Source organism: Novosphingobium malaysiense, from assembly GCF_000802225.1.
GTDB lineage: Bacteria > Pseudomonadota > Alphaproteobacteria > Sphingomonadales > Sphingomonadaceae > Novosphingobium > Novosphingobium malaysiense.
In genome coordinates this window covers 403034-423549 of the sequence record NZ_JTDI01000005.1, presented here as the reverse complement: position 1 = coordinate 423549, position 20516 = coordinate 403034, and the positions used below count along the sequence as shown (strand labels likewise).

The following is a 20516-nucleotide window of genomic DNA, read 5'->3' as shown; positions in this document are numbered from 1 at the left end:
CAACCTCTTGATGTTATTTTACATTGAATTCCGACAAAAATCCGTGCGCCGCCGCAGCGAGAGGCCCAGCGCCGTTGCCTTGCGGCACCACGGCTTCGAGCAAGCCGATGTCCTTGCGAAGCAGCACAGCGCCGGCCGAGAAATGGGCCAGATCAGAAAGACTGGCATAGATATCGAAACCATAACTGCGCCCGCTGCTCACTGCCACCAGTTCGGCCAATGCGGCCGTGTCAATCTCTAGCGACCGCGCCGCGGAAAATGCCGCGTGAGCCAGCCCCATGTGGGCTGCCATCAACGCGTTGTTGACGATCTTCGCCCGCTGGCCTGCCCCGGGAGGCCCCAAGCGCAACATCTTGCCTGCGAACGTTTTGAATACCGGGAGTGCCGCTTCATAATCGGCAGCGCTTGCCCCGCACATGATCGTAAGCGTGCGGTTTTCCGCACCTTCGGGCCCGCCACTCACCGGCGCATCGATCAGCGCTATCCCTTGAGCGTCGCAGATTTCCCCCAGCCGTTCGATAGTCTCCGGCAGGACAGTAGAGTGGATCGCCAGGCGAGCACCGCGGCGCATCGACGGAAGAAGCTGCTCGCAAACGTCCAGCACGTCACGATCATTCACCACGCAAATGCCGACGTGATCACTCTTCCCGGCCAGTTCCTGGATAGAACCTGCAACATTGGCCCCCGCTTTTGCGAAAGGCTCTGCCGCTTCCGGCCTCCTTGCCCAGACCGTAAGCGGGAACCCTTCTGCGGCGATACGCCGGGCTATTGGTGCCCCCTGCAAGCCGAGTCCGATGAAGCCAACACGCTCTGCTGCGGAGCCATCCTGAATACGCTCGCTCATCCTGCGGTGATCCCGGCATCGATGTTGATACAAGCACCATGGAAACTGCGGCCCGCCGGGCTGGCCAGCATCACGATTTGCGCTGCGACATCTTCCACCTGCACCAGCCCGCGCAGCCCGGAATAGCGTTTAATCAAGTCAAAGTCCGCGCCTTCAGGGGGGAGGAATGTAGCACCCATCCCTGTATCCATGCCGCCCGGCGCGACAGTATTGATGCGAATTGTCTCGTGGGAATATTCCATGGCCAAAGCCTTCGTCATGGCGACCAGCCCCGCCTTGCTGGCGCAGTAGCTTGAAGCATAGGCTTCTCCCACGAATGCGGCTGATGAAGCGACGTTGACGATAGCTCCGCCGCTTGCGATTAGGTGCGGGATGGCGGCACGGGCCAGCAGAAACGGCGCGGTGAGATTGACCGCGATGACACGGTTCCAATCTGCCAGCAGCATTTCGTGTGCGTGCGCGGCTACGATTATCCCGGCGACATTGCACAACGCATCTAGCCGTCCAAACTCGCCCACTGCAGCCTCGACAACCTGCCCGCATTGGACGGGATCGGCGAGATTCACCTGGCGGAGTTGCGCATGGCACTCCTTAGGAAGCCGCCGGGCCGTCTCCTCCAGCCCTTCCTCGTCGATATCCACAAGGCACAGACCGGCGCCGCGCTGTCCCAATGCCAGGGCACTCGCCCGCCCCAGGCCCGAGCCGGCTCCGGTGACTATGGCCACCTTGCCTTGCATATCCATCTCCATTGCTATCCCAGCCCCCTAGATTGATGCATTCCAGGCGAGGCCGGCCTCGACCTTCCTGGCCATGTCGATTACCACGGCCTGCACGAGCGATGCCTTGGGCCAACCGGCATGTGTGCCGTACTGGAGCGCAAACTCGTGCATTTCCCCAGCGGTGCAGTTGCCCGTGGCCATCGCTGCGTGAATGTGGGTCTTGAGAGGCTGTTCGGCTGCTGCATCGCAAACACTGACAAGCGTGATCCAGCGGCGGGCCCGCTGGTCGAGCCCTCTGCGGCACCACATTTCGCCGAAGACGAACTCCTGTATCTTCTCGTAATAGGGCGTAACCGCCGGCGCCGGGTCCATCAGCATCACGTCGCGGAACTCCACAGTCCCTTCAGCGCGCGAGACATCGAGTGCCCACGGCTCGCCGCGCAAGGGAGGGACGCGACCGCCGGTCATGTTCAGTCGCTGCATCGCCCGTGAGACGGCATCATCCAATGCCCTGCCCCTGGGCCAGCCGGCATATATTGCCAGCTGGAGCGCCGCCTCGCGAAGTTCGCTGGCAGTCAGCGCCTCGCTGCGCAGCGCGCCGAAAGCGAGATCCTCGATCGCCAGGGCAGTGGATCCTGCGATTATTTCTCCCGAAAGTCCAATTAGATAGCGCGATCGCATGTCCAGCGCTGGTCGGCTCCACACTTGCGCGAACACGAAGTCGCGGATGCTTTCATCCAGCAATGAGGCCGGGCTGTCCGGTGCGGAGCCCAGTACTGCCTTTGTAACGGTCATGCCCTGTTCGGCGCGCTGAACGGGGTCGAGAAGTGCCATGCTCACATCGCCTCCGGCGCAAGATTCATCCAGATATTCTTGGGCTGGAGAAATTCATGCAGCCCTTCAATCCCTCCCAGACGCCCGTGGCCGCTCTGCTTCCATCCGCCGAACGGGACGTTTGGCTGGCTCGCCTCGCCGCTGCCGTTGACGTGAATTTGACCGGCCTGCAATTGCGCAGTGACGTGATGGGCCCGCCGCAGATTGCTGGTATGGACGTAGGCACCGAGGCCATATTCGGTATCGTTGGCGAGGCAGATAGCCTCTTCTTCGCAATCAAACGGCATAACCGCCAGCACGGGTCCGAAAACCTCCTGCTGGGCGATCTCGCTCTGGCTCTCAACGCCCGCCAGCACTGTTATGGGCAGGAAGTACCCATCAGCATGCTGGCCGCTCAAGCGCGCCCCCCCGCAAATCAGTTCGCCACCGGCAGAAACGGCGCGATCCACCATCCCGAGAATCCGGGTCATCGAGTTTTCACTGATCATCGGCCCCACCGCAGTCCCTTCAGCGAAGGGATCGCCGACAGCTATGTTGCTTGCAGCCTGGGCCATGAGTTCAAGATAACGCTCGTAAACCGTCCGCTGTACCAGCAGCCTTGTGCCATTCACGCAGCCCTGGCCGCTGGCATTGATGGCGCCGGAAAGCCCTCTCCCGACCGCTCCCTGCAGATCGGCATCGTCGAACACGATCACGGCAGACTTGCCGCCGAGTTCGAGACCGCAAGGCTTGAGCGTACGGGCCGCAGCGGCAAGTACCTGCTTGGCAGTCTGGCCGGAACCGATGAACTCGATCTTGTCGATACCCGGGTGGGCGACCATCGCTTCGCCGACTTCCACCCCTCCGGTAACCAGATTGACGACACCGGGTGGCATCCCGGCCTCCAACATCAGTTCCACCAGCAGCATGACACTGTAGGGCGCCAGATTGGGAGCCTTGAGCACCACGCAATTGCCAGCCGCCAGCGCAGGCACGATGACCATCGTCGCGGCGAAGAGTGGGCCATTCCACGGGACAATCGCACCAATAACCCCATAGGGCTCGAAACTTACGAAGTCATGGGCAGGTCCAGTCCACATGGGGATCGTTCGCCCATGGATCTTGTCGGCCCAGCCACCGAAATAGCGGAATTTCTGCGCCGCATCGTAGGGCATGTACCGGGCGGCACCGAGCACCGAGCCGTTTTCGGCGACCAGCGCGGGGACAAAGCTCGCGGCCCTAGCCTCGATAAGCTCAGCGATGCGAAAGAACAGATTTCGCCTCTGATCGCCTGGCATCGAGCGCCAGGCGGCCATAGCGGCCCGGGCCGCTGCCACGGCGCGATCAACGTCCTGTGCTCCCCCCATGGCGATCTCGGACGTGACCCGCCCTGTCGCGGGATAAATATGTGGCTCCCGGGAACCCGAACCTTCATGCTCAAACTTGTCGCCGATAATCACCGGATGCAACGGCAGGTCCGCTACTGCAGGATGCTGGAATGCCATGCCCTCTCCTTAAAAATTATCATTTTTTGCCAAATTCTTGTATAAATTATCGCAAACGTCAGAATACAGAATGACTAGCACGCCGATTATTGCGTTTCGGAAAACCAGACGGGAACTCGCGTCCTTGCATCCTGGCGATCTGGTGCAGAGTACGCGCGGAAATCGGACAGGTCAGAGCTGCGGTCAGCGTATCCACAAGGTTCGCCGCAATCAAAGAGACCTCGTCCTCCCCCAGAGAGCCCTCGTTCGCGAGATGCTCAACGTTGGCCAACGCGGAGATCGCGTTGTGCATCAAGTCTCGCATGCGTGCGCGGCGAATTCCCTGGGGAAGGTAGGGCAGCAACGCCTCGATCTTCTGCGCCGCGAAATAGGCGGCGGGACTCGTCTGCTGGAGCGGTCGCACGTCCATCGATGAGAGGTGATATTGCGCGAGAAACCTGAGGTAGAAGCAGCCCATTTCGCGAGGCAGCAATAGATCGGCCAGAGGCAAAACGTAGGCCTCCACATAGAACCGGACTTCCAGCTCATGATCTGCCGCTGTGGCGAGAGCAAGCAGCTCCGACCGCCGGCCGTCGATCGCGGTCGCCCTGTAGCGGTGAACCGCCCGGCAGAGCCCTTCGCGTGAACCGAAATGGTAATGCGCGGCTCCTAAATTTCTGTGCCCCGCAGCCAGATTTACCTGACGCAGGGACACCCCGAGCACCCCATGCTCAGCCATGAGCCGCTCAGCAGCGAGAATGAGGGCAATTTCACCTGGGCCGTACTGCAGCACACTGCCATCATAATCGCGCGTTAGTACGGTTTGACCACGGAAATCAGCACCCGGCAAAGCCACAAACCCTCCCGTCGCGAGCAAGCTCAGGACCGGCAAACTACACGATTTAAATTTGAATTCAATACTGAGTTATACGCCTGCACGAAAAACCACATCACACCCAACAGTCAGCAAAGATCATAATTTTTTCCATATGAAACAACATCTTTAGGCGTGTGCGAGCGCGGCAACATCATCGTTCAGCGGCATCCTGTAACGACGAACCTCCCGCTGCTAAATCGTGTGCTTAATCGCCGGCGCCGCACAATCCCGTGCAAGGCGCACCCGATATCTGCCAAGCCGGACCGGCGTTGCCGAGACCCGCAAAAACGCACCGAATTCCCCATTTAATTTTAATCCAATTTCATATAATTGAGAAAAGTCAAAGAGCGAGCGCTCGCGAGGGCACAAACCGCCTCCATATCGAATTTCGGAGTGCGGCTCCGGCATGGGCATCCCTAACTAGGAAAACGGAAATGGCTGAGATGGATCCTGCAAAATTCACGCCTAAAAATGAGTTCAAAATCACGGACCCCGAAAGGATCCCCTCAAAGCGCTATTTCAGCGATGAGTTCTTCGAACTCGAGAAAGAGCTCCTCTGGCCGAAAGTCTGGCAGATGGCCTGCCGGCTGGAACAAATCCCCGAAGTGGGAGATTGGGTAGAGTACAAGAATCTCGACCAGACCGTCATCGTCGTGCACACCACCAGCGGCGTGAAGGCATTCCAGAACCATTGCCGCCATCGTGGCGTCAAGCTGGTGAGCGGCGACGGCAATTGCGCCAAGTCGGGCTTCGTCTGCCCGTTTCACGGCTGGCGCTGGAATATGGACGGCAAAAGCACGTTCATTTATGGCCGTGAGCGGTTTTCCGAAGAAGCCCTTGACGCCGCAGAGGTTAACCTGAAGCCGGTGCGTTGCGAAACCTGGGGCGGCTGCGCCTTCATCAATTTTGACGAGAAGGCACCGAACCTGCGCAAAACCTTTGGCTCCCAGTTGGACCAGCTCGAAGCACACGGCGTCGATAAAGTGCGTTCCCAATGGTGGTTCGGAACGGTCCTTCCGGCAAACTGGAAATTGGCCATGGAAGCCTTCATGGAAGGCTACCACGTCATGACCACACACCCGGAAATGCAGCGCGCAGCCCCTGAACTCACGAATGCACGCTACGACGAGGATACAGGCGGTCTGGGCGTGCTCTCTGACCCCGGCAAATCGACCGCGCAGCGGATCAAGGACTACATCGAATATCTTCAGGCGATCTGCACCGGTATGGGCGGCGGCATGTGTCAGGAAAAGGAAATGGAGATCATTCGCGAGCTTGCAGATCTCGAACTTCCGGACGACACAGGAGAGGCCATGCAGGCCTGGTACGGCGCGGTACATGTACGACTGAAGGAAAAGCTCGGCGAGAAGGGGGAAGTGATCCCGGACCTCAACCTGGCAGCGATGACCACCGGGCCGACGAGTGCAGTGGAATTCCTGTTCCCGCACTACTTCGTCCTGCGCATGTTCAGCAGCTACTCTTCATACCGCATACGTCCCCTGGGGCCTGAATCATGCTTCTTCGAAATCTGGTCGCTGACTCATTTCGCTGAAGGCGAGGAACCCGAGGTGCCGCACGAACCCACGGTTCTGCCGTACGACAGCAAGGAATTCCCGCTCATTCCCCAGCAGGACTACTCCAACATTCCGCTTCAGCAGATCGGTTTGCATGGTCGGGATTTCGAATACATGCGCCTCAACAAGGATAATGAAGGCATGATCAGCGATTATCAGCGGATCATCGATGGATATATCGATGGAGTGGACCAGTCTAAGCTGACTGCCGCGATCCACAAGCTGACGAACAATTTCGACGGACCAATCAACGAACTCGGTTTCTGATTCTCAAACCTTCCGATGCTGGCAGGGTGCGGCATGCCGAGCCGCTTTCCCTGCCAGATCGTGAGTTCAAATCCGCGCGCAGAGAATTGGCTGCTCTTGGCAATGCCTGAGGTTCTGCATCGCCTGCACTGTCACGCCACGCAATTCCAACGATAAAGTGATCTGCGATCAATACGATCGCCATCACAGCAGCCTATCGGGACACGCGCTTGCCTGACTCTCGGGCGCGGCTGTGAAGGCCTCGCTGCGATCCGCCAGAGGATCAGCACCAAGCACGCTCCAGTCAATGTCCGCCCCTTCACGGCGGAATGAACTCTTCGCAATGGAGGGGTCAAAATTGTAACAGCGGCCGGCCGGAAACGCGGTCGCCGCAAGGTGCGGGGGGATCACCATTGCCCTGCCCTGCGCAACCATGGCAGCCCAGCGCAGGATCCGCACGGCCTCGGCGCCCTTTCCGTCTTGCGCCGCAATGTGCGCGCCCAACTCGGTGAGTTCAAGTCCCGAAACTTCCGCTGGCCCCGTAACCATGAGACCGGTCAGGGACCACTCCAACACCAACGCGCCATCGCGCCAAAGCCGGACCATCCGCTGGCTTTCGCTGGAACCTTCAGGGACATCGCCGCAGTGTACCTCATAAGCCGTCGCCGCGCGGTCACCTGCATGCACTGCTGCGAATACCGCCAGGTCATGCAGATGGGTACAATTGCGATTCTTTTCGCCTGCGCCTGCGCAATCCGTCAAGCGACACCCCAGGAACGTTTCGCGCAGCCGCTGCATGGCCCCCGGACATCCGGTCCACGGCGACCGCTTCATCTCGCTCGTCACGTCCGTGACGACGCCGTCCGTGTGGTATAAAGATACCACCATGCGGTGATAATCGTCTTCCAGTTCGGCAACGGAGCACCCATTTTGGGGCTCGATCAGAATTCGGCGGCGATATCCCGGCCCAAGGCGGGTGGTTTGATCAGACATCGGAACCTCCCCTCCAGAGCTGTCCCATCCGTGCCGCGGCACACCCTGAACTGGCTGAAACTGCAATGATCATTCCGGACGATGTCGCCATGTCCCAGAATTCAGGCAGCGTCAAAAAACGTCTCCCCGGCCTCCTGGTATGCCAGACCACAAAGACATGACTGTATGGAATCATTAAGACATATCAAAAGGTTACTGGAATCCACATTGCCTTCGGCGCCGCAGAGGATGCCAATCACGATTGGATCGGCTTCTGGTCGTGGGGGAAGCAACGAAAACACCCCCTCGCCCCCTGGACAAAAGCCTGCTGGACCAAAAACGCCGAACTTGCCCCGCAACTCTTTGATATCATTCATCATGGCGGTAAAGTTGAATTTGTCCGCCTCACTAGCCTCCGCATTCAAGCGGCGAACGATATCCTTGCAATGCTGGGACTGAAGCGTGGACAACAACAGCTTTCCTGCGATGCTCTCAAACAGCGGCCCCTTGGCGCCACGAGCGAATACAGTTGCCGGCTCAATGCTGCGTGTGCCTCTTTTCAGAGCGACAATCTGGGCATCCACCCCCACTCTGGATAGCAGCAAAACGGTGAACCTTGTCTGCGCGGCAAGACGATCCATCAACTGAACGATGCTTCCGTCACGAAGGAACGAGGGCTGGTCAATCGTTCCCAGAAATGCTGCACGCGGTGTCAGGGCATAGGCCCGCGTTCCAGGGGCCCTGCGCACCAAACCCATTTCCAGCATAGTATTTAGCAATTCTGCAGTGCTAGTGATCGGGCGATCATAATGCCGAGCGATTTCCATCACAGTGGCTTCCAGATGACGCTCATCGAAGTAATCGAGCACTTCGAGAACCCTGGCGGCATACTTGACGTTAGCTGAGGGGGTTCTGCTTTTGGACAAGCCTGCTTTCCTCCACTTTTGCCACCAGCCGCGTCAGCATTTCACCTAGGCCATGGCAGAAACACAGCGCTTCCCGCAACGCCGGCCGATACCACATGAATGTAGGGGGCAAGCGGCCCTGGGCACCGCGCAAATTCAGTGCCTGTGCACAGAATACAGGACCAGTACCAGCACGCCCCACGCACAACACTGGATATTGAATTTTATTTTGATTTCAAGTTCTTTCAGAACTCGCCATCAACGGGCTTGCAGGAATCAGCCCATGGCCCACAAACCACCGCGACCTATCTTCAGGCACTGAATGCAACTTTCACCTTCCTGCGCAGCAACTTACCCATTTCGTTATAAGGCAGGGCGTCAACAAAAATGATCTTTTCGGGCACCCGTGATGAGCGCAGGCGCGAGCGGACAAGACTTCTGAGATCATCTTCGCTGGGCAAGTCGCAGCCCTCACGTATGACGAGCGCGGCTCCCACCGATTCCCCCCACTCAACCGAAGGGACCGCGCATGCGCAGGCGTCGGCGATTGAAGGATGCATCAGCAGCACGTCCTCGATTTCGCCTGGAGACATGTTCTCGCCGCCACGCACGATCACGTCATCTGCCCGCCCGGAGAGAAATAGATACCCATTTGCGTCGAGATAGCCTGCGTCGCGCGTAGGGAACCATCCTTCCGCATCAAGTGCGCTCTTCTCCCTGTACTCGCCGGATACCTGCTCGCCTCGGACATAGATCTCGCCCGCCTCGTTCGGCCCCAGAACCTCTCCGCTTTCGCTTCGAATTTCCAGTTCGATGGTCGGAATCGGCTTGCCCAGCGAGGTCAGGCGCGCCTGCACGTCAGGGTTCCCGGAAGCAAACGCCTCACGATGATCGTCAGGTCCCAGCAGCGCGACAGTGGAGCTCGTTTCGGTCAAGCCATAGGCATTGGTGAAACCTGCATCCGGAAAGAGTTCAAGCGCCCGCCGGATCACGGTCAAGGGCATCTTGCCGCCGCCATAGGCTATCGCGCGCAGTGTCGAGACATCGGAGCTTTGCCCACGGTCCAGGGCATCGACAATTCGCGCCAGCATGGTGGGAACGACGAAAGCGTTGGAAATCGCTTCGGCAGCTATCAAATCGAGCCAGGCTTCTGGAGAAAAGACCGGCAGCATCACGATCCGACGCAGAGAATAGACCGATGAAAGCAGCGCCGAGATGCCAGCGATATGGTAAGGCGGAACCACCACCAACGCTGAATCCGACTCCTCCGCCCCGGCGAACTCGACCGTGCCAAGAATATAGCCGAGCAAATTGGAGTGGCGCAGAATGGCGGCCTTCGGCGCAGCGGTGGTACCGCTGGTGAAAAGCTGAATAGCAACCCCCTCGCCCGGATCGTATTCACGCGAGTCGGGCTCGGGCACTGCTTCCTGCGCCTTGAGCGTAAACTCCTGCCGCGCCATGACGGTGTGTCCCTGATCGCTGGCGATCCGGGAAATCCGTTCCTCATCACCGATCACCAGCGCGGGAGATATACGGCCGAGCAAGGCTGCGAGGTCCGCATCGGGCAAGCGATAGTTCAACGGGCAATAGGGCACACCGGCCAGAGCCGCACCGAAGACGGCGATCACGGCCGCCTCGCTGCTTTCATCGAGCAGGGCTACATATTCGGCGTTGGACTGCTCGATCAGTTCAAACGCCCCGCGAGCCGCGTCGAGCAGGGCGCCATAAGTCCAGCGCTTCCCGTCGCAAACGAGACCGACGCGATCCGGGGCAGCTTCCGCCGCCATTTCGAGAAGTAGCGCTAAGTTCATTGGATCCCCTGCCCTGATCTAGGATGCCATGGTTTGAAAACGCATTTGCCTTGCGCGGCTTGTGCAAATGACAGTTCAGTCCGAAGCGGGAAGAGGCTTGGCATCCTTCACGACAAGCGCCACACCATCGACCGCAAGCGAGCCCTTCCCCGGCTTGACACACAGCAGTTCGTAAGCGCCATCAGCATCGACATAGCGCTTTCCCATCAGCGTCCCGGCTGAAAAATCAGCGGTCAGTGCAGCGGCTTCGGCCGGCCGGTCCACGCCCATCGGGGCGCCGCCGCACTCGATCTGGCCATCAGCACACCGAATGACCATGACCTCGGTATCGCAGGCGGCGCTTTTGAGACGGGAACCATGCTTCATTTTATTTTCCTTTAAAATTTTTGCCAAGTTTGTCTTTAGCTGCGCAAGCGGTGGAAGCAACGGGTAATTGCTGCATCCAAACGCCATCCCGACCGCAATAGGCCCCGGCTGCTGCAATTGGCGAAACAGGCCAGGATCGGGAAGGAAAAGTCGCGGAGCGGATTATGTTGTGCCGCACGAGGGCCTGGACGCCCGTCGCCTTGCATGCCGCACAAGTGCGAACGGGACCGCTCTGCTGTTTGCTTCGGCACTGCAGCCGTCTGCGCCGGGTCTTACAAGTTCTGTTACCGCAGTGCCGGATCATCCGATAGTACACCGGTAGGTCCGGCACCGTTCACCTCACTCGAAAACAGCCAGAATTCTGACTTCGACACTGGTTCGCGGCACGCACTGCCCGGCATCGCCCGGCGCATCGATAGCGGTGTGCGCAGAACCCACCGGAGCATTCGCGTCAAAGTCACACGAGAGGAAAACCAGCGATTCGCCAATGTGCATGTCCGGCGTGTAGTACAACGTCAGCGCCTCCTTGGGAGGCACAAGACCGATGTAAGGGTAGGAACCCGCCTTTTCTCCCACTTCGACCAAAGTGTTGCCGATCACGAAATCGTCCGGATCCAGAGCGCGGCGATCGGCTACCGCCAGTGGCTGGTCCTGCGGCGGCTTGGAGGTCGCCTTCCAGACGTTGTATATTGCGCCTCGGTGAAGCTCGATGCCCTGCTCGCGCGCTTTGCTACGTGCTTGCGCAAAGTAGGAATCGCGCGTCTGGTCCAGGTGAATGAAGCCGGCGGGGATTGAAGTCCCCTCTGCATCTGCTTTGCTGCGCACGATCGGAGGGTACATGTTCAGGGTCGCCTTGGCGCCGGTAAGCCGCTTTATCAGATCGACGCAAGAATCCACGAAGGCGCCATCCAAAAAGGCCCTGTCGTCGTAGTTTCCTTCGACATCGTGTTCGACAAGCGCAAAACCTTCCCGGTCGAGACTTGGAGCCTCAGCCAGGTTGCGAATGTTGACGACGCGCGTCGGGACTGGCTGAACACTGAGCTTCCTCAGCTTTTCGTCCCATTGTCCAAATGTGCCCGCATCGGCATGGCTCACCTGGAAATTGACGTCTGCGACAGTCACGTCTTCACTGACATCCTGCATAATCTTTCCTCTCCGCGATTTCAGATGGTCGTCCATTGGTACCGCCTCAAGCGGCTTCAGAACTCATGATCGAACATGCCTCATTGCGCCGCCTTTTCAGCAGGCTACGAGTCCCCATTCGCATCAGTTGGTGACGCAGCCGCGAACGCAAGCGGGATGACGGAACGAATACCTCTGCCTTCATCATGGTGATGATGCGGTGTTTCCGGATGAAAGGACGCATTCCGGCTTCCCAGTCGCGCAGCGCGCGCAAGATATCGCCAGGGCTGGCCGCAATGGCGTCGGCGAGTTCCACCGCCCCCTTCATCGCGGAGGTCGCCCCCATTCCGGAATAGAGCGTGAGACACCAGGCCGCGTCACCGAGCATGACAACGCGGCCCTTGTGCCATCTATCCATCTGCACCTTGTTGACCGAATCGTAGAGATATTCCCCTTCACCCTTGCGTTCGAGCTGATCGAAGATTGCGCCCAGCATCCGCTTGTGCGGAGAATCCCCGTAAACTTCCCGAACGACGTCAATGGGTCTGCGCGTAAACTGGCTGTCATCATCATCGACGCGCCACGTGAGCAGGACTGTCGGGGGTTTGTCGGACAGCGGGAAAACCCACAAGGCGCGGTCGACCTCGCAGATCATGATCCCGTCGCGCGCTTCCAGCGTCGGGATCGGCGCGTCCATTTCGAAAGCACAAATCATCGAGTTCACCGGTTTGATAAACTTCTCGCGCGGACCGAACACGATATCCCGGACAGTCGACCGCACGCCATCCGCTCCAATCACCAGATTGAAACTCTCTGTTGTCTCCGCACCGTTAGCTATGTCGCGAAGCCGCACGTTGACCACGTCGCCGCGCTCATCGATGGCACAAGGCACGGTATTGAAGCGCACCGTGCAGATATCCTTGGCCACCTGCCAAAGTCCTTCCTCAAGATCGCCGCGAAGCGCCCCCTCGATCCCCCCCTGCTCCTCATCAGCAGGCTGATCAAGAAAGCCAGGAGACCAAAGCCGGTCACCATTCGGCCTGATGTCCCAGGTTTCTGTGCCTTTTGGTGTCCGGAAATGAAACTTGTCGAAGACGCCCAATGCCTTGGCCGCCTTTTTCCCTTCAGGAAAGAACCCGACAAAATATCCGCCGCGGCGCCGTCCCGGAGCCCGCTCGACAATCACCGGCTCCCAGCCCGCCTTTTGAAGGCTGATCGCCGCAGACATTCCCGCGAGACCGAACCCCACAATCAGAACCCTCTTTCCGTCAGCCATCTGCTCAATCCCATTTTTACGACTCATAGTCGCCAAATATCATTGCGACGCATCGTCGTAAAGTGTATCGGAGTGAACATGCCGAGAATACGCGCCGGAAATATCGAAGAGCACAACAGGGCGATCTGGAGCGCTTTGGCGGCGGGGCTGGAAAAGCTGCTGACCAAAAGCCCCTACGAGGCGATCACGCTTGCAGACATTGCCGCGGAAGCCGGTATCGCCCGCAATACTGTCTACAACTACGCGAAGGACAAGCCTGCACTTGTGGCCGCATTGACGGCGGCCCAGGCACAAATTCTTTACGATGAGGTTGTCGCGATCTGCGGCACATCCGAGAATCCCGGACCACAGCTCGCTCGCGCACTTCATGCCATAGTCACTTGGTTCGGCAATGCCGAGCACCGTCATCTGATCCTTTGCGCCCTGTTCGGACCGGCGCTGAAATCGGCAACTCTGACCGCGAGCGCGCCCTTGTTGCGGATCAGCAGCGCAGTCGAAGCCGTCATTTTGCGAGGGATCGAAACCGGACATTTCCGGCCGATCCGGGATGTTCGCCTCACAGTCGACATGATGGGCAAGGCTGCCGAAGCTGCCGCATTCCACGTCGTGAAGAATCCCGAGACCCTCGAAACGACCTCGAGCGAGCTTCGGGCCTTCATCCTTCATGCGCTTGGATATCGAGGGGCGGCCTGATACGCCACCGAACGCTGCCGGCCTGAACTGTCCGGGCCTGACCGGCTTCATGGCATCTGGCACTCTTGGACGGCACGCTCAGGATCGCAGGCTTTCGAGGATGCAGGGAACGGTGGTTGCTCTGTCCGGGGACTATCGCTGCGCAATTGGGTCTGCTGCCACCCGCCGGCGCGCGGGAGCAGGAAGATCAACACCCCGGAGATCGCGCAACCAACGCCACCTCCGACAAGGAACGGGCCATAGCTGCCGAAGCTGTCGAAAATATAGCCTGCCAACAACGGTCCGATCGCCCCTCCCAGGGCGATCAGGCTGTTCATCAGCCCATAAATCGAGCCGTAGTTTCGCATGCCTGCGTGACGCACGGTCAGATAGCTGCAAATCTGGAACTTGGTCCCCTGCGTGTAGCCGTTCACCACTACAGCCAACGCGATCAGGGCAGGCGTATGAACGCCATCGATCAGCATGAAGAACGAGATGGCCGTCGCACCAAGCGTAATTCCACCTACCCAATTGGCTGAAAAACGATCAAGCAGCGCACCCGTCACCAGCTGTCCGGCAAACGCCGAACCGCCCAGCAGGCTGAACAGAACGGCCGCCTGACCGCTGCTCACGCCCGCATCGAGCAGAATCGGGACAGTGTGTATCGAAAACCCCGACGTCAGCACGAGGATGATGAGGGTCGATGTGCCGATCTGCCAGAGAGCCCGACTGCGCCATGCCTGCCCAATGGTCAGTCCAGGCAAATCCGTCCCGCCTTTTTCCGCACTTGATCTCTTAGCCGCGCCCTTGTGTGATCGGCGCTGGTTGCGCGCATCGAACAGAAACAACCAGCTCAGCGCAAAAGTCACCGCCCCCCACCCCAGGCCAAGCGCGACATAAGCCAAACGCCAGCCAAAGCCGGCCAGGAGCCAGGTCGCCAGAGGGCCTATCAGGACATGCGCACCCGCGATACCGGAGAGCGTCACTCCCAGAGCCAGCCCTTGCGCACTCGAAAATGTACTGGCGACAGGTGCCGTCCACACAGTTGGCTTGACTGAGATCGAGACGAGTGCGTAGCCGATCCACAAGGCAAACCAACCCGTCGAAGAGCCGTCGGTCAGCGAAAAGGCGGATATGGCGAGGGCGGTCAGAACGATGCCCGGCAGGGCAATTCTGCGAGATCCAAACCGATCGACCAACATGCCGAAAAACGGTGACATCGCGGCCGTGAACAGCATTGCGATCGTGAAACCCAGCGAGATGAAGGTCCGGCTCCAGCCGAATTCCTGCCCCAGGGGCTCAATGAAGAAACTGAGTGATCCGGTCTGGACGGCAAGGAAAGAGACGCCAGCAAACGTTGCCGCCACCAGGGTCCAGTGCTGTTGCCACTCCTGCCTGGCGGAAACCTGCGAATGCTTGTTCATGACCCGACGGCTCCTCCCATCGGCACCTGACATCATTTTTTCTTAATTTCAAATAAAATTTATGCAGTCCAGCACCGGGATGCGGACGGGCACTTGGCAAACCGGACCGTACTCCATGCTAGCCGGACAGCCGCAGTCAACATATGATCGCGAAACTGTCATCCCTTCGCGAGATCTTCACGCCATGCGGGGCGGAGAAATGCGCAGGAAGAAGCCATGCACCTGTTTCAGCACAGTTTTCCAACAACTCACGGCGCGTGGCTATGCCCTGTGCCGGATCCTTGTCGACAATGGCAGGCCAGTGCCACAGGGGCACTTGCACGGGAAAATGCAAGGCATCTCCGCTGAACACCGCGCGCTCTCCGCGCGATTCCAGATGTATCGCCACGTGTCCCGGTGTATGTCCATGCGCCGGTTCCAGCCTCAGTCCTGGCAGCACCACGCAGGACGAAGCGGTCAGCTCCAGGAGACCGGCCTCCTCGATCGGCAAGACGCTGTCGTTCCAGGTCATCCGCTCTATGGGGTGCGTTTCCGGGCGTGCAATGCGTGCGAGCATCGTTTCCAGTTCCTGCCGCGCCACCAAGTAACGTGCATTGGGAAATGTCGGAACCCAGCGCCCGCCTTCCTGGCGCGTATTCCAGCCGACGTGATCGACGTGCAGATGCGTGCACAGGACGATGTCCACATCCTCCGGCGAAACGCCAGCCGCATGCAAGCGCTCGAGGTAGGGGTAGTTCAACTGATGAAATCCCGGCCAGCCGGGGCGATTCTTGCCATTGCCGCAGCACGTATCGATTAGGATGACCTTGCCATCGACTCGAAGCAACCAACTGTGAATGCTGGCCATCAACTGGCCGGTCTTCCAATCATAGGCATTGGCCGGACAATGCGCCAATTCTGCCTCGAACACAGCACGATCGAACGGACCGAACCATCGTTCCGGCGTGGCCAGCGGCTCCACGACCTCTTCGATCCTGCCAATCTCGAACCGACCGATGCTGCGAAAGAAACTTGTCATTGCCCTGCTCCTGCATCCGATTCAGGAGCCCTGATGCAAACCCGGTGCCATCCCGGCGCTGGCTCTTCCAACTGGCGGTATTCGTTGACCAAGGCAGCACCGGGTCCTTCGATACTGCCCCCATCCTCGGCCCAGCACATGCGGAACACGGCGACCTCCGAGCTTTTCCGCTCAATCAAGCCCGCAGCCGTGAACCCGAGCTTGCAGCATACGTGATTGTCGATCACCCTCCGTGCTCCCGCCGGGACTGGCGGGAGTGCGACTGCATCAGCGAAAGCCGAAATCGTCTTGCCCCCCGGTGTCATCGCGCCCTGAACGAAGGGCGGTGCGATCCCCGGAACGACCTCCTCTTCGCGTTCGACGACGTAGAGTTCGAAACCTGCGAACAGATCCCGGTCGTCGGCAAGGACCATCTCGAAATCCTCCATCGAACCATACGCGGTCAGCGGATCGAGAATATCTGTCACCTTGTGAAGCCACTGCTCGGTATAGGCATCCGGCCCATTCTCAGCATGGGTGATGTTCACCCTGTAACCTGACGAACACCGCAACAGGGTGCGGCCAAGAGCCGCATGCCGGTTGACGTAATAGTCTTCGAAATCGGCCATCGCACGCGATGGGTGTCGCTTGAACGCGAATATTGCCTTCTCCACCTTCCGTTCTCCCATTTCCTTGCCAACCCCGGCACACCGGAAGAGTAAATCCGGCGAAAGCAGGGCATGGTGGCATCATCCCGCCCGAATGATGTCGCTGGCCTTCTCCGCGATCATGATCGTCGGCGCATTGGTATTGCCGGAAACGATGCGAGGCATGATGCTGGCATCTACCACCCTGAGCCCGGACACCCCGCGAACCCGCAGTTCCGCATCGACTGGTTTGTCCGGCCCCTGCCCCATCTCGCATGTTCCAACGGGATGATAGATGGTATTTCCGGCGCGGCGTGCATGGGCCAACAGTTCATCGTCGGTATTAATGGCATCGCCAGGCATCATTTCGAAATCGACAAGCTCTTTTAGCGGGGACTGGCTTGCGATCCGGCGCCCCCACTTCAATCCTTCCACCACCACTTTCTGGTCGGTTTCGGCTGAAAGGTAATTGGGCATGATCGCGGGATGATCGCGCACGTCCTGTGACTTGATGCGGACCCATCCCCGCGATTCCGGTCGAAGCTGGCAAGGCGCGATCGTCAATCCGGGATCGCGGTCAAGCTCAAGCTTCATGTTATCCTTCATGCTGCGCTTGGACGTCGCTGGCAGGATGTGGAACTGTATGTCAGGCGTCGCCAACTCCGGGCTCGACTTGCAGAAAGCGGCGACATGAGAGGATGACATGGCGAATAACCCGCGCCGCGAAGCGAGATACTCCAGTCCCTGCCCCAACAGCCGCACGCCATGCGTAAGCTCGTTGATCGACGGCACCCCGGCACGCAGACGGTAGTTTTGCGCAACAACGTAATGGTCCTGTAGATTCTCTCCTATGCCGGGCTGGTCGGAGATTACGTCGATGCCCTGACCGGCAAGAAGGGAGCCGGGCCCGATACCTGAAAGCTGGAGAATTTGGGGCGATGCGATCGAACCTGCAGCCAGGACTATCTCCGCTCTCGCCCTGATGACCTTGCGAGCGTTACCTTGCCAGTATTCCACCCCTACTGCCCGGCCTTCTTCGAACATGATCCGCGAAGCCAGAGCGTTTGAGATGACCATCAGGTTGGGCCGGTGCATGGCCGGATGCAGATAGGCAACCGACGCGGAACAGCGGCGCCCGTTGCGAATCGTGAGCTGAAACCAGGATACGCCTTCCTGCTCCGGCCCGTTGAGGTCGCGTTCCGGCAGGCCCACAGCGCGGCAGGCCTCGACTACTGCTTCGGCGACCGGATGCCGCATCGTGCTTTCCGAGACGTTCAAGGGTCCGCCCACGCCGTTGAGTTCATCCTCACCGGCTTCCTGATTCTGCGACTTGCGAAAATAGGGAAGCACATCGTCCCATCCCCATCCAGGGCAGCCCGCATCCCGCCATCCGTCGTAATCCTCGCGCTGACCGCGCACATATAGCATCCCGTTTATGGACGAGGAGCCTCCAAGGACCTTTCCTTTCGACCAGGTCACTGACCGGCCGCCGATGCCCGCATCCGGCTCTGTCTTGTACATCCAGTTGACGCTGGGGTCCTGGATGGTCTTGGCATAGCCGATCGGCACCGTGATCATGATGTTCGATATCAGCTGTTGCGGATTGTGCAGAAGCCGGTCGTCGCCGCCCGCCTCAAGCAGGATCACCTTCGAACGGCCGTCTTCGCTGAGCCGGTTGGCAAGAACGCAACCTGCCGACCCGCCCCCAACCACGACATAGTCGGCATCCAGAACATCACCCATTCCCAACTCCCGATCCAGTAGCCTGTTCGACGTCGTCGCCGTGCAAGCCTGCGCCCATTGGCGCCCGAAGCCTGCATTCCGGCATTTGCCTGCACCGCATTCGCCACATTTCTTTAATTTTTTTTTAAACTAAACAAACCAGCAAGCATTCAATCAGCAAGTCGTGACGTAATCCCTGTAAAATGTTCCCACTTGACGAAAGTGCAACGCAGACAGGCGCTGCAATAGTATCCGAAAAGGGTCATACCGCTTACATCTTATGGCGTGATCAACGCGACTTCGCCGTCCATTGTGTCCGGCGTTTCGGCATCCTGCCGGACCGAGCCCAACGGACGCTCAAGCATCCGGCGCACGCGCAAGCCCGGGACATCGTCGATTACGAACCCCTCCACCTTCTGTTGCGCCACGATATCTTCTTCCGTCAGCCGGCTACGTTGCCGCAAATAATCGCCCCAGGTCGGGCAGTGGTATCGCTCTGTCCACAATTCCCGATCTGCAAGATGACGCGCGAGCGACCAGCCGAAGGCTCCACTGCGCATTCTTGCCGAACGAACGGCTGTCATCGCATTGTAGAAGCTGCGCGCGTTGTCCGTGGCCACCCGGTAGTCGATTTCGATCACCACGGGCCCGGAACGCTCGGTGACGGCCAACTCGATTTCGGGAAGGTCAGAGGGACTATGACTATCCTGCGCAGGCACGAAGACATCGGGCATCCGCAGCCCAAGACCAATAAGAATGCAGACACCGATAGCGAATGCCGAACAAAGCAGTGCCTCCCGCAGGCCAAGATGGCTGGCGACTTTTCCCCAGAAGGCCGCCCCGAGAGTCATGCCTGCCGTCACTGAACACGTGTAAGTGCTGACAGCGCGCGCCGCGACCCAACGCGGCGCGGAAAGTTGTATGCAGACACTGCTCAACGAATTGGTCAGCATCCAAGCGGCACCGAACGCAGCGAGCGCGCAACAGCTCAGGAACAGCAGCCGCGAAGTTGCCAGCACGACCACCGCGACGCCGGCTGCCGCGAGCAGACCGCGTATCGCGGTCTCGGTAGACTGGCCGGAGCGCACCCGCTCGACAAAGAATGCGCCTATGATCGCGCCCACGCCATACGAGCCCAGCAAGAGACCATAGATGAAGGACTCACCGCCCAGCAGATCCTTGGCCACCAACGGCAGCAGGGCCATGACCGAAGAACCGGCACACCCGGCGCAAAAGGTCCTGACGAGGGAAGAACGGATGGGGGGTGAATGGAGCGCGTACCGCATGCCGGAAATCACAGCCCGCCACATTGTCTCCGGCGGCAACCGCGAGGGCTTGACTGGCCGCTTCCAGAGAACAGCAGCAAGGATCATCGGTAGGTAAAGCAGGGCATTGCTGCCGAACGCCGCAGCGGCTCCAAATGCCGCGAGGAGGAGACCGCCCAGCGCAGGCCCTAGACTGCGTGCAATGTTGTAACTGATCGAGTTGAGCGCAATCGCTGAGGGAAGGTGCGCGGACTCAACCTGCTCTGGCACCGACGACTGCATCGCCGGCGCATACAGGGCAACACCTGTTCCGATCAAAACGCAAGAACCAAGGAGCAGCGCCGGGCTGCCAACCCCGGCGATGATCGCAATCGTAAGCGATGCGGCGCAAAGACAGGCAAATGAGAGACCGAAAAGCGCCACTTTTCGCTTGTCCACCATGTCCGCCAAGGCTCCGGACGGGAGCGTCAACAGCATCATGGGAAGCATGCCCGCGCTCTGGACGAGAGCCACCATCTCGATCGAATCCGTGAGACGCGTCATTTCCCACGCCGCGCCTACGTTCTGGATCAACTGCCCGAGATTGGCCAAGAGGCCAGCAGCCCAAAGACTGCGAAACGCCGGACTCCGCCGGAGAGGATCGGAAAGTCTAACCCGCGCACTCATGGACGCACATATCGTGAATTGCTGGTCATTCGATATTTCTGAATTTGAATTTCATTTCAATAATCACGACTGAAACCTGCCAGTCAAGCGGATTGCGTGGATTCCGCTCGCGCT

At 59.2% G+C, this 20516-nt stretch carries 18 protein-coding genes; 2 read left to right on the top strand and 16 right to left on the bottom strand.

The features are described 5' to 3' along the window. Positions 1 to 13: 13 nt before the first annotated feature. Genes LK12_RS17630 through LK12_RS23955 form a run of 5 tightly spaced genes read right to left on the bottom strand, consistent with a single transcriptional unit; the run spans position 14 to position 4737 of the window. Positions 14 to 844 (bottom strand): NAD(P)-dependent oxidoreductase, encoded by an 831-nt coding sequence (locus LK12_RS17630; protein WP_039286708.1) that lies wholly within the window; start codon positions 842 to 844, stop codon positions 14 to 16. Further along, positions 841 to 1587, bottom strand: a complete 747-nt coding sequence (locus LK12_RS17625) for an SDR family NAD(P)-dependent oxidoreductase (protein WP_231568405.1) — start codon at positions 1585 to 1587, stop codon at positions 841 to 843. The genes LK12_RS17630 and LK12_RS17625 overlap by 4 nt, the downstream gene beginning before the upstream one ends. 21 nt (positions 1588 to 1608) lie before the next feature. Then, complete coding sequence (locus tag LK12_RS17620; RefSeq protein WP_039286702.1) at positions 1609 to 2397, bottom strand: carboxymuconolactone decarboxylase family protein; 789 nt, start codon at positions 2395 to 2397, stop codon at positions 1609 to 1611. A 2-nt stretch (positions 2398 to 2399) separates the two neighbouring features. Next, positions 2400 to 3881 (bottom strand): aldehyde dehydrogenase family protein, encoded by a 1482-nt coding sequence (locus tag LK12_RS17615; protein ID WP_039286699.1) that lies wholly within the window; start codon positions 3879 to 3881, stop codon positions 2400 to 2402. Between the two features lie 58 nt (positions 3882 to 3939). Then, positions 3940 to 4737, bottom strand: coding sequence for a TetR/AcrR family transcriptional regulator (locus LK12_RS23955; protein WP_156135542.1), 798 nt, complete (start codon positions 4735 to 4737; stop codon positions 3940 to 3942). 434 nt (positions 4738 to 5171) lie between these two features. On the opposite strand from LK12_RS23955, the gene LK12_RS17605 reads away from it, so the two are divergent. Beyond that, positions 5172 to 6578, top strand: coding sequence for an aromatic ring-hydroxylating oxygenase subunit alpha (locus tag LK12_RS17605; RefSeq protein ID WP_231568404.1), 1407 nt, complete (start codon positions 5172 to 5174; stop codon positions 6576 to 6578). A gap of 183 nt (positions 6579 to 6761) precedes the next feature. Here the strand turns inward: LK12_RS17605 and LK12_RS17600 are convergent, their stop codons facing one another. The 6 genes from LK12_RS17600 to LK12_RS17575 all read right to left on the bottom strand — a co-directional run bounded on the left by LK12_RS17600 (position 6762) and on the right by LK12_RS17575 (position 12961). Further along, complete coding sequence (locus LK12_RS17600) at positions 6762 to 7550, bottom strand: hypothetical protein (RefSeq protein WP_052223548.1); 789 nt, start codon at positions 7548 to 7550, stop codon at positions 6762 to 6764. 101 nt (positions 7551 to 7651) lie between these two features. Then, positions 7652 to 8455, bottom strand: a complete 804-nt coding sequence (locus LK12_RS17595) for a helix-turn-helix domain-containing protein (RefSeq protein WP_052223547.1) — start codon at positions 8453 to 8455, stop codon at positions 7652 to 7654. Between the two features lie 290 nt (positions 8456 to 8745). After that, positions 8746 to 10245 carry a class I adenylate-forming enzyme family protein gene (locus LK12_RS17590; RefSeq protein WP_039286696.1) on the bottom strand — a complete coding sequence of 500 codons (1500 nt, stop codon included), beginning with the start codon at positions 10243 to 10245 and terminating at the stop codon, positions 8746 to 8748. Between the two features lie 75 nt (positions 10246 to 10320). Further along, on the bottom strand, positions 10321 to 10611 hold the full coding sequence (locus LK12_RS17585; RefSeq protein ID WP_039286693.1) for a hypothetical protein: 291 nt from the start codon (positions 10609 to 10611) through the stop codon (positions 10321 to 10323). 339 nt (positions 10612 to 10950) lie between these two features. Continuing rightward, on the bottom strand, positions 10951 to 11790 hold the full coding sequence (locus tag LK12_RS17580; protein WP_156135540.1) for a CmcJ/NvfI family oxidoreductase: 840 nt from the start codon (positions 11788 to 11790) through the stop codon (positions 10951 to 10953). Positions 11791 to 11800: 10 nt separating this feature from the next. Next, positions 11801 to 12961, bottom strand: a complete 1161-nt coding sequence (locus LK12_RS17575) for an FAD-dependent monooxygenase (protein ID WP_197063580.1) — start codon at positions 12959 to 12961, stop codon at positions 11801 to 11803. On the opposite strand from LK12_RS17575, the gene LK12_RS17570 reads away from it, so the two are divergent. Beyond that, positions 12938 to 13702: a TetR/AcrR family transcriptional regulator gene (locus LK12_RS17570; RefSeq protein ID WP_197063579.1), complete on the top strand. Its 765-nt coding sequence runs from the start codon at positions 12938 to 12940 to the stop codon at positions 13700 to 13702. The two genes, LK12_RS17575 and LK12_RS17570, sit on opposite strands and share 24 nt — an antisense overlap. Positions 13703 to 13749: 47 nt before the next feature. Here the strand turns inward: LK12_RS17570 and LK12_RS17565 are convergent, their stop codons facing one another. The 5 genes from LK12_RS17565 to LK12_RS17545 all read right to left on the bottom strand — a co-directional run bounded on the left by LK12_RS17565 (position 13750) and on the right by LK12_RS17545 (position 20402). Beyond that, entirely contained in the window at positions 13750 to 15105 is a 1356-nt protein-coding gene (locus LK12_RS17565) for an MFS transporter (RefSeq protein WP_052223546.1), read from the bottom strand. 136 nt (positions 15106 to 15241) lie between these two features. Beyond that, entirely contained in the window at positions 15242 to 16066 is an 825-nt protein-coding gene (locus tag LK12_RS17560) for an MBL fold metallo-hydrolase (protein ID WP_197063578.1), read from the bottom strand. A 53-nt stretch (positions 16067 to 16119) separates the two neighbouring features. Beyond that, complete coding sequence (locus LK12_RS17555; RefSeq protein ID WP_156135539.1) at positions 16120 to 16776, bottom strand: hypothetical protein; 657 nt, start codon at positions 16774 to 16776, stop codon at positions 16120 to 16122. Between the two features lie 75 nt (positions 16777 to 16851). Next, positions 16852 to 18492, bottom strand: a complete 1641-nt coding sequence (locus LK12_RS17550; protein ID WP_039286677.1) for a GMC family oxidoreductase — start codon at positions 18490 to 18492, stop codon at positions 16852 to 16854. Between the two features lie 257 nt (positions 18493 to 18749). Further along, positions 18750 to 20402: an MFS transporter gene (locus LK12_RS17545; RefSeq protein WP_039286674.1), complete on the bottom strand. Its 1653-nt coding sequence runs from the start codon at positions 20400 to 20402 to the stop codon at positions 18750 to 18752. Positions 20403 to 20516: the final 114 nt, after the last annotated feature.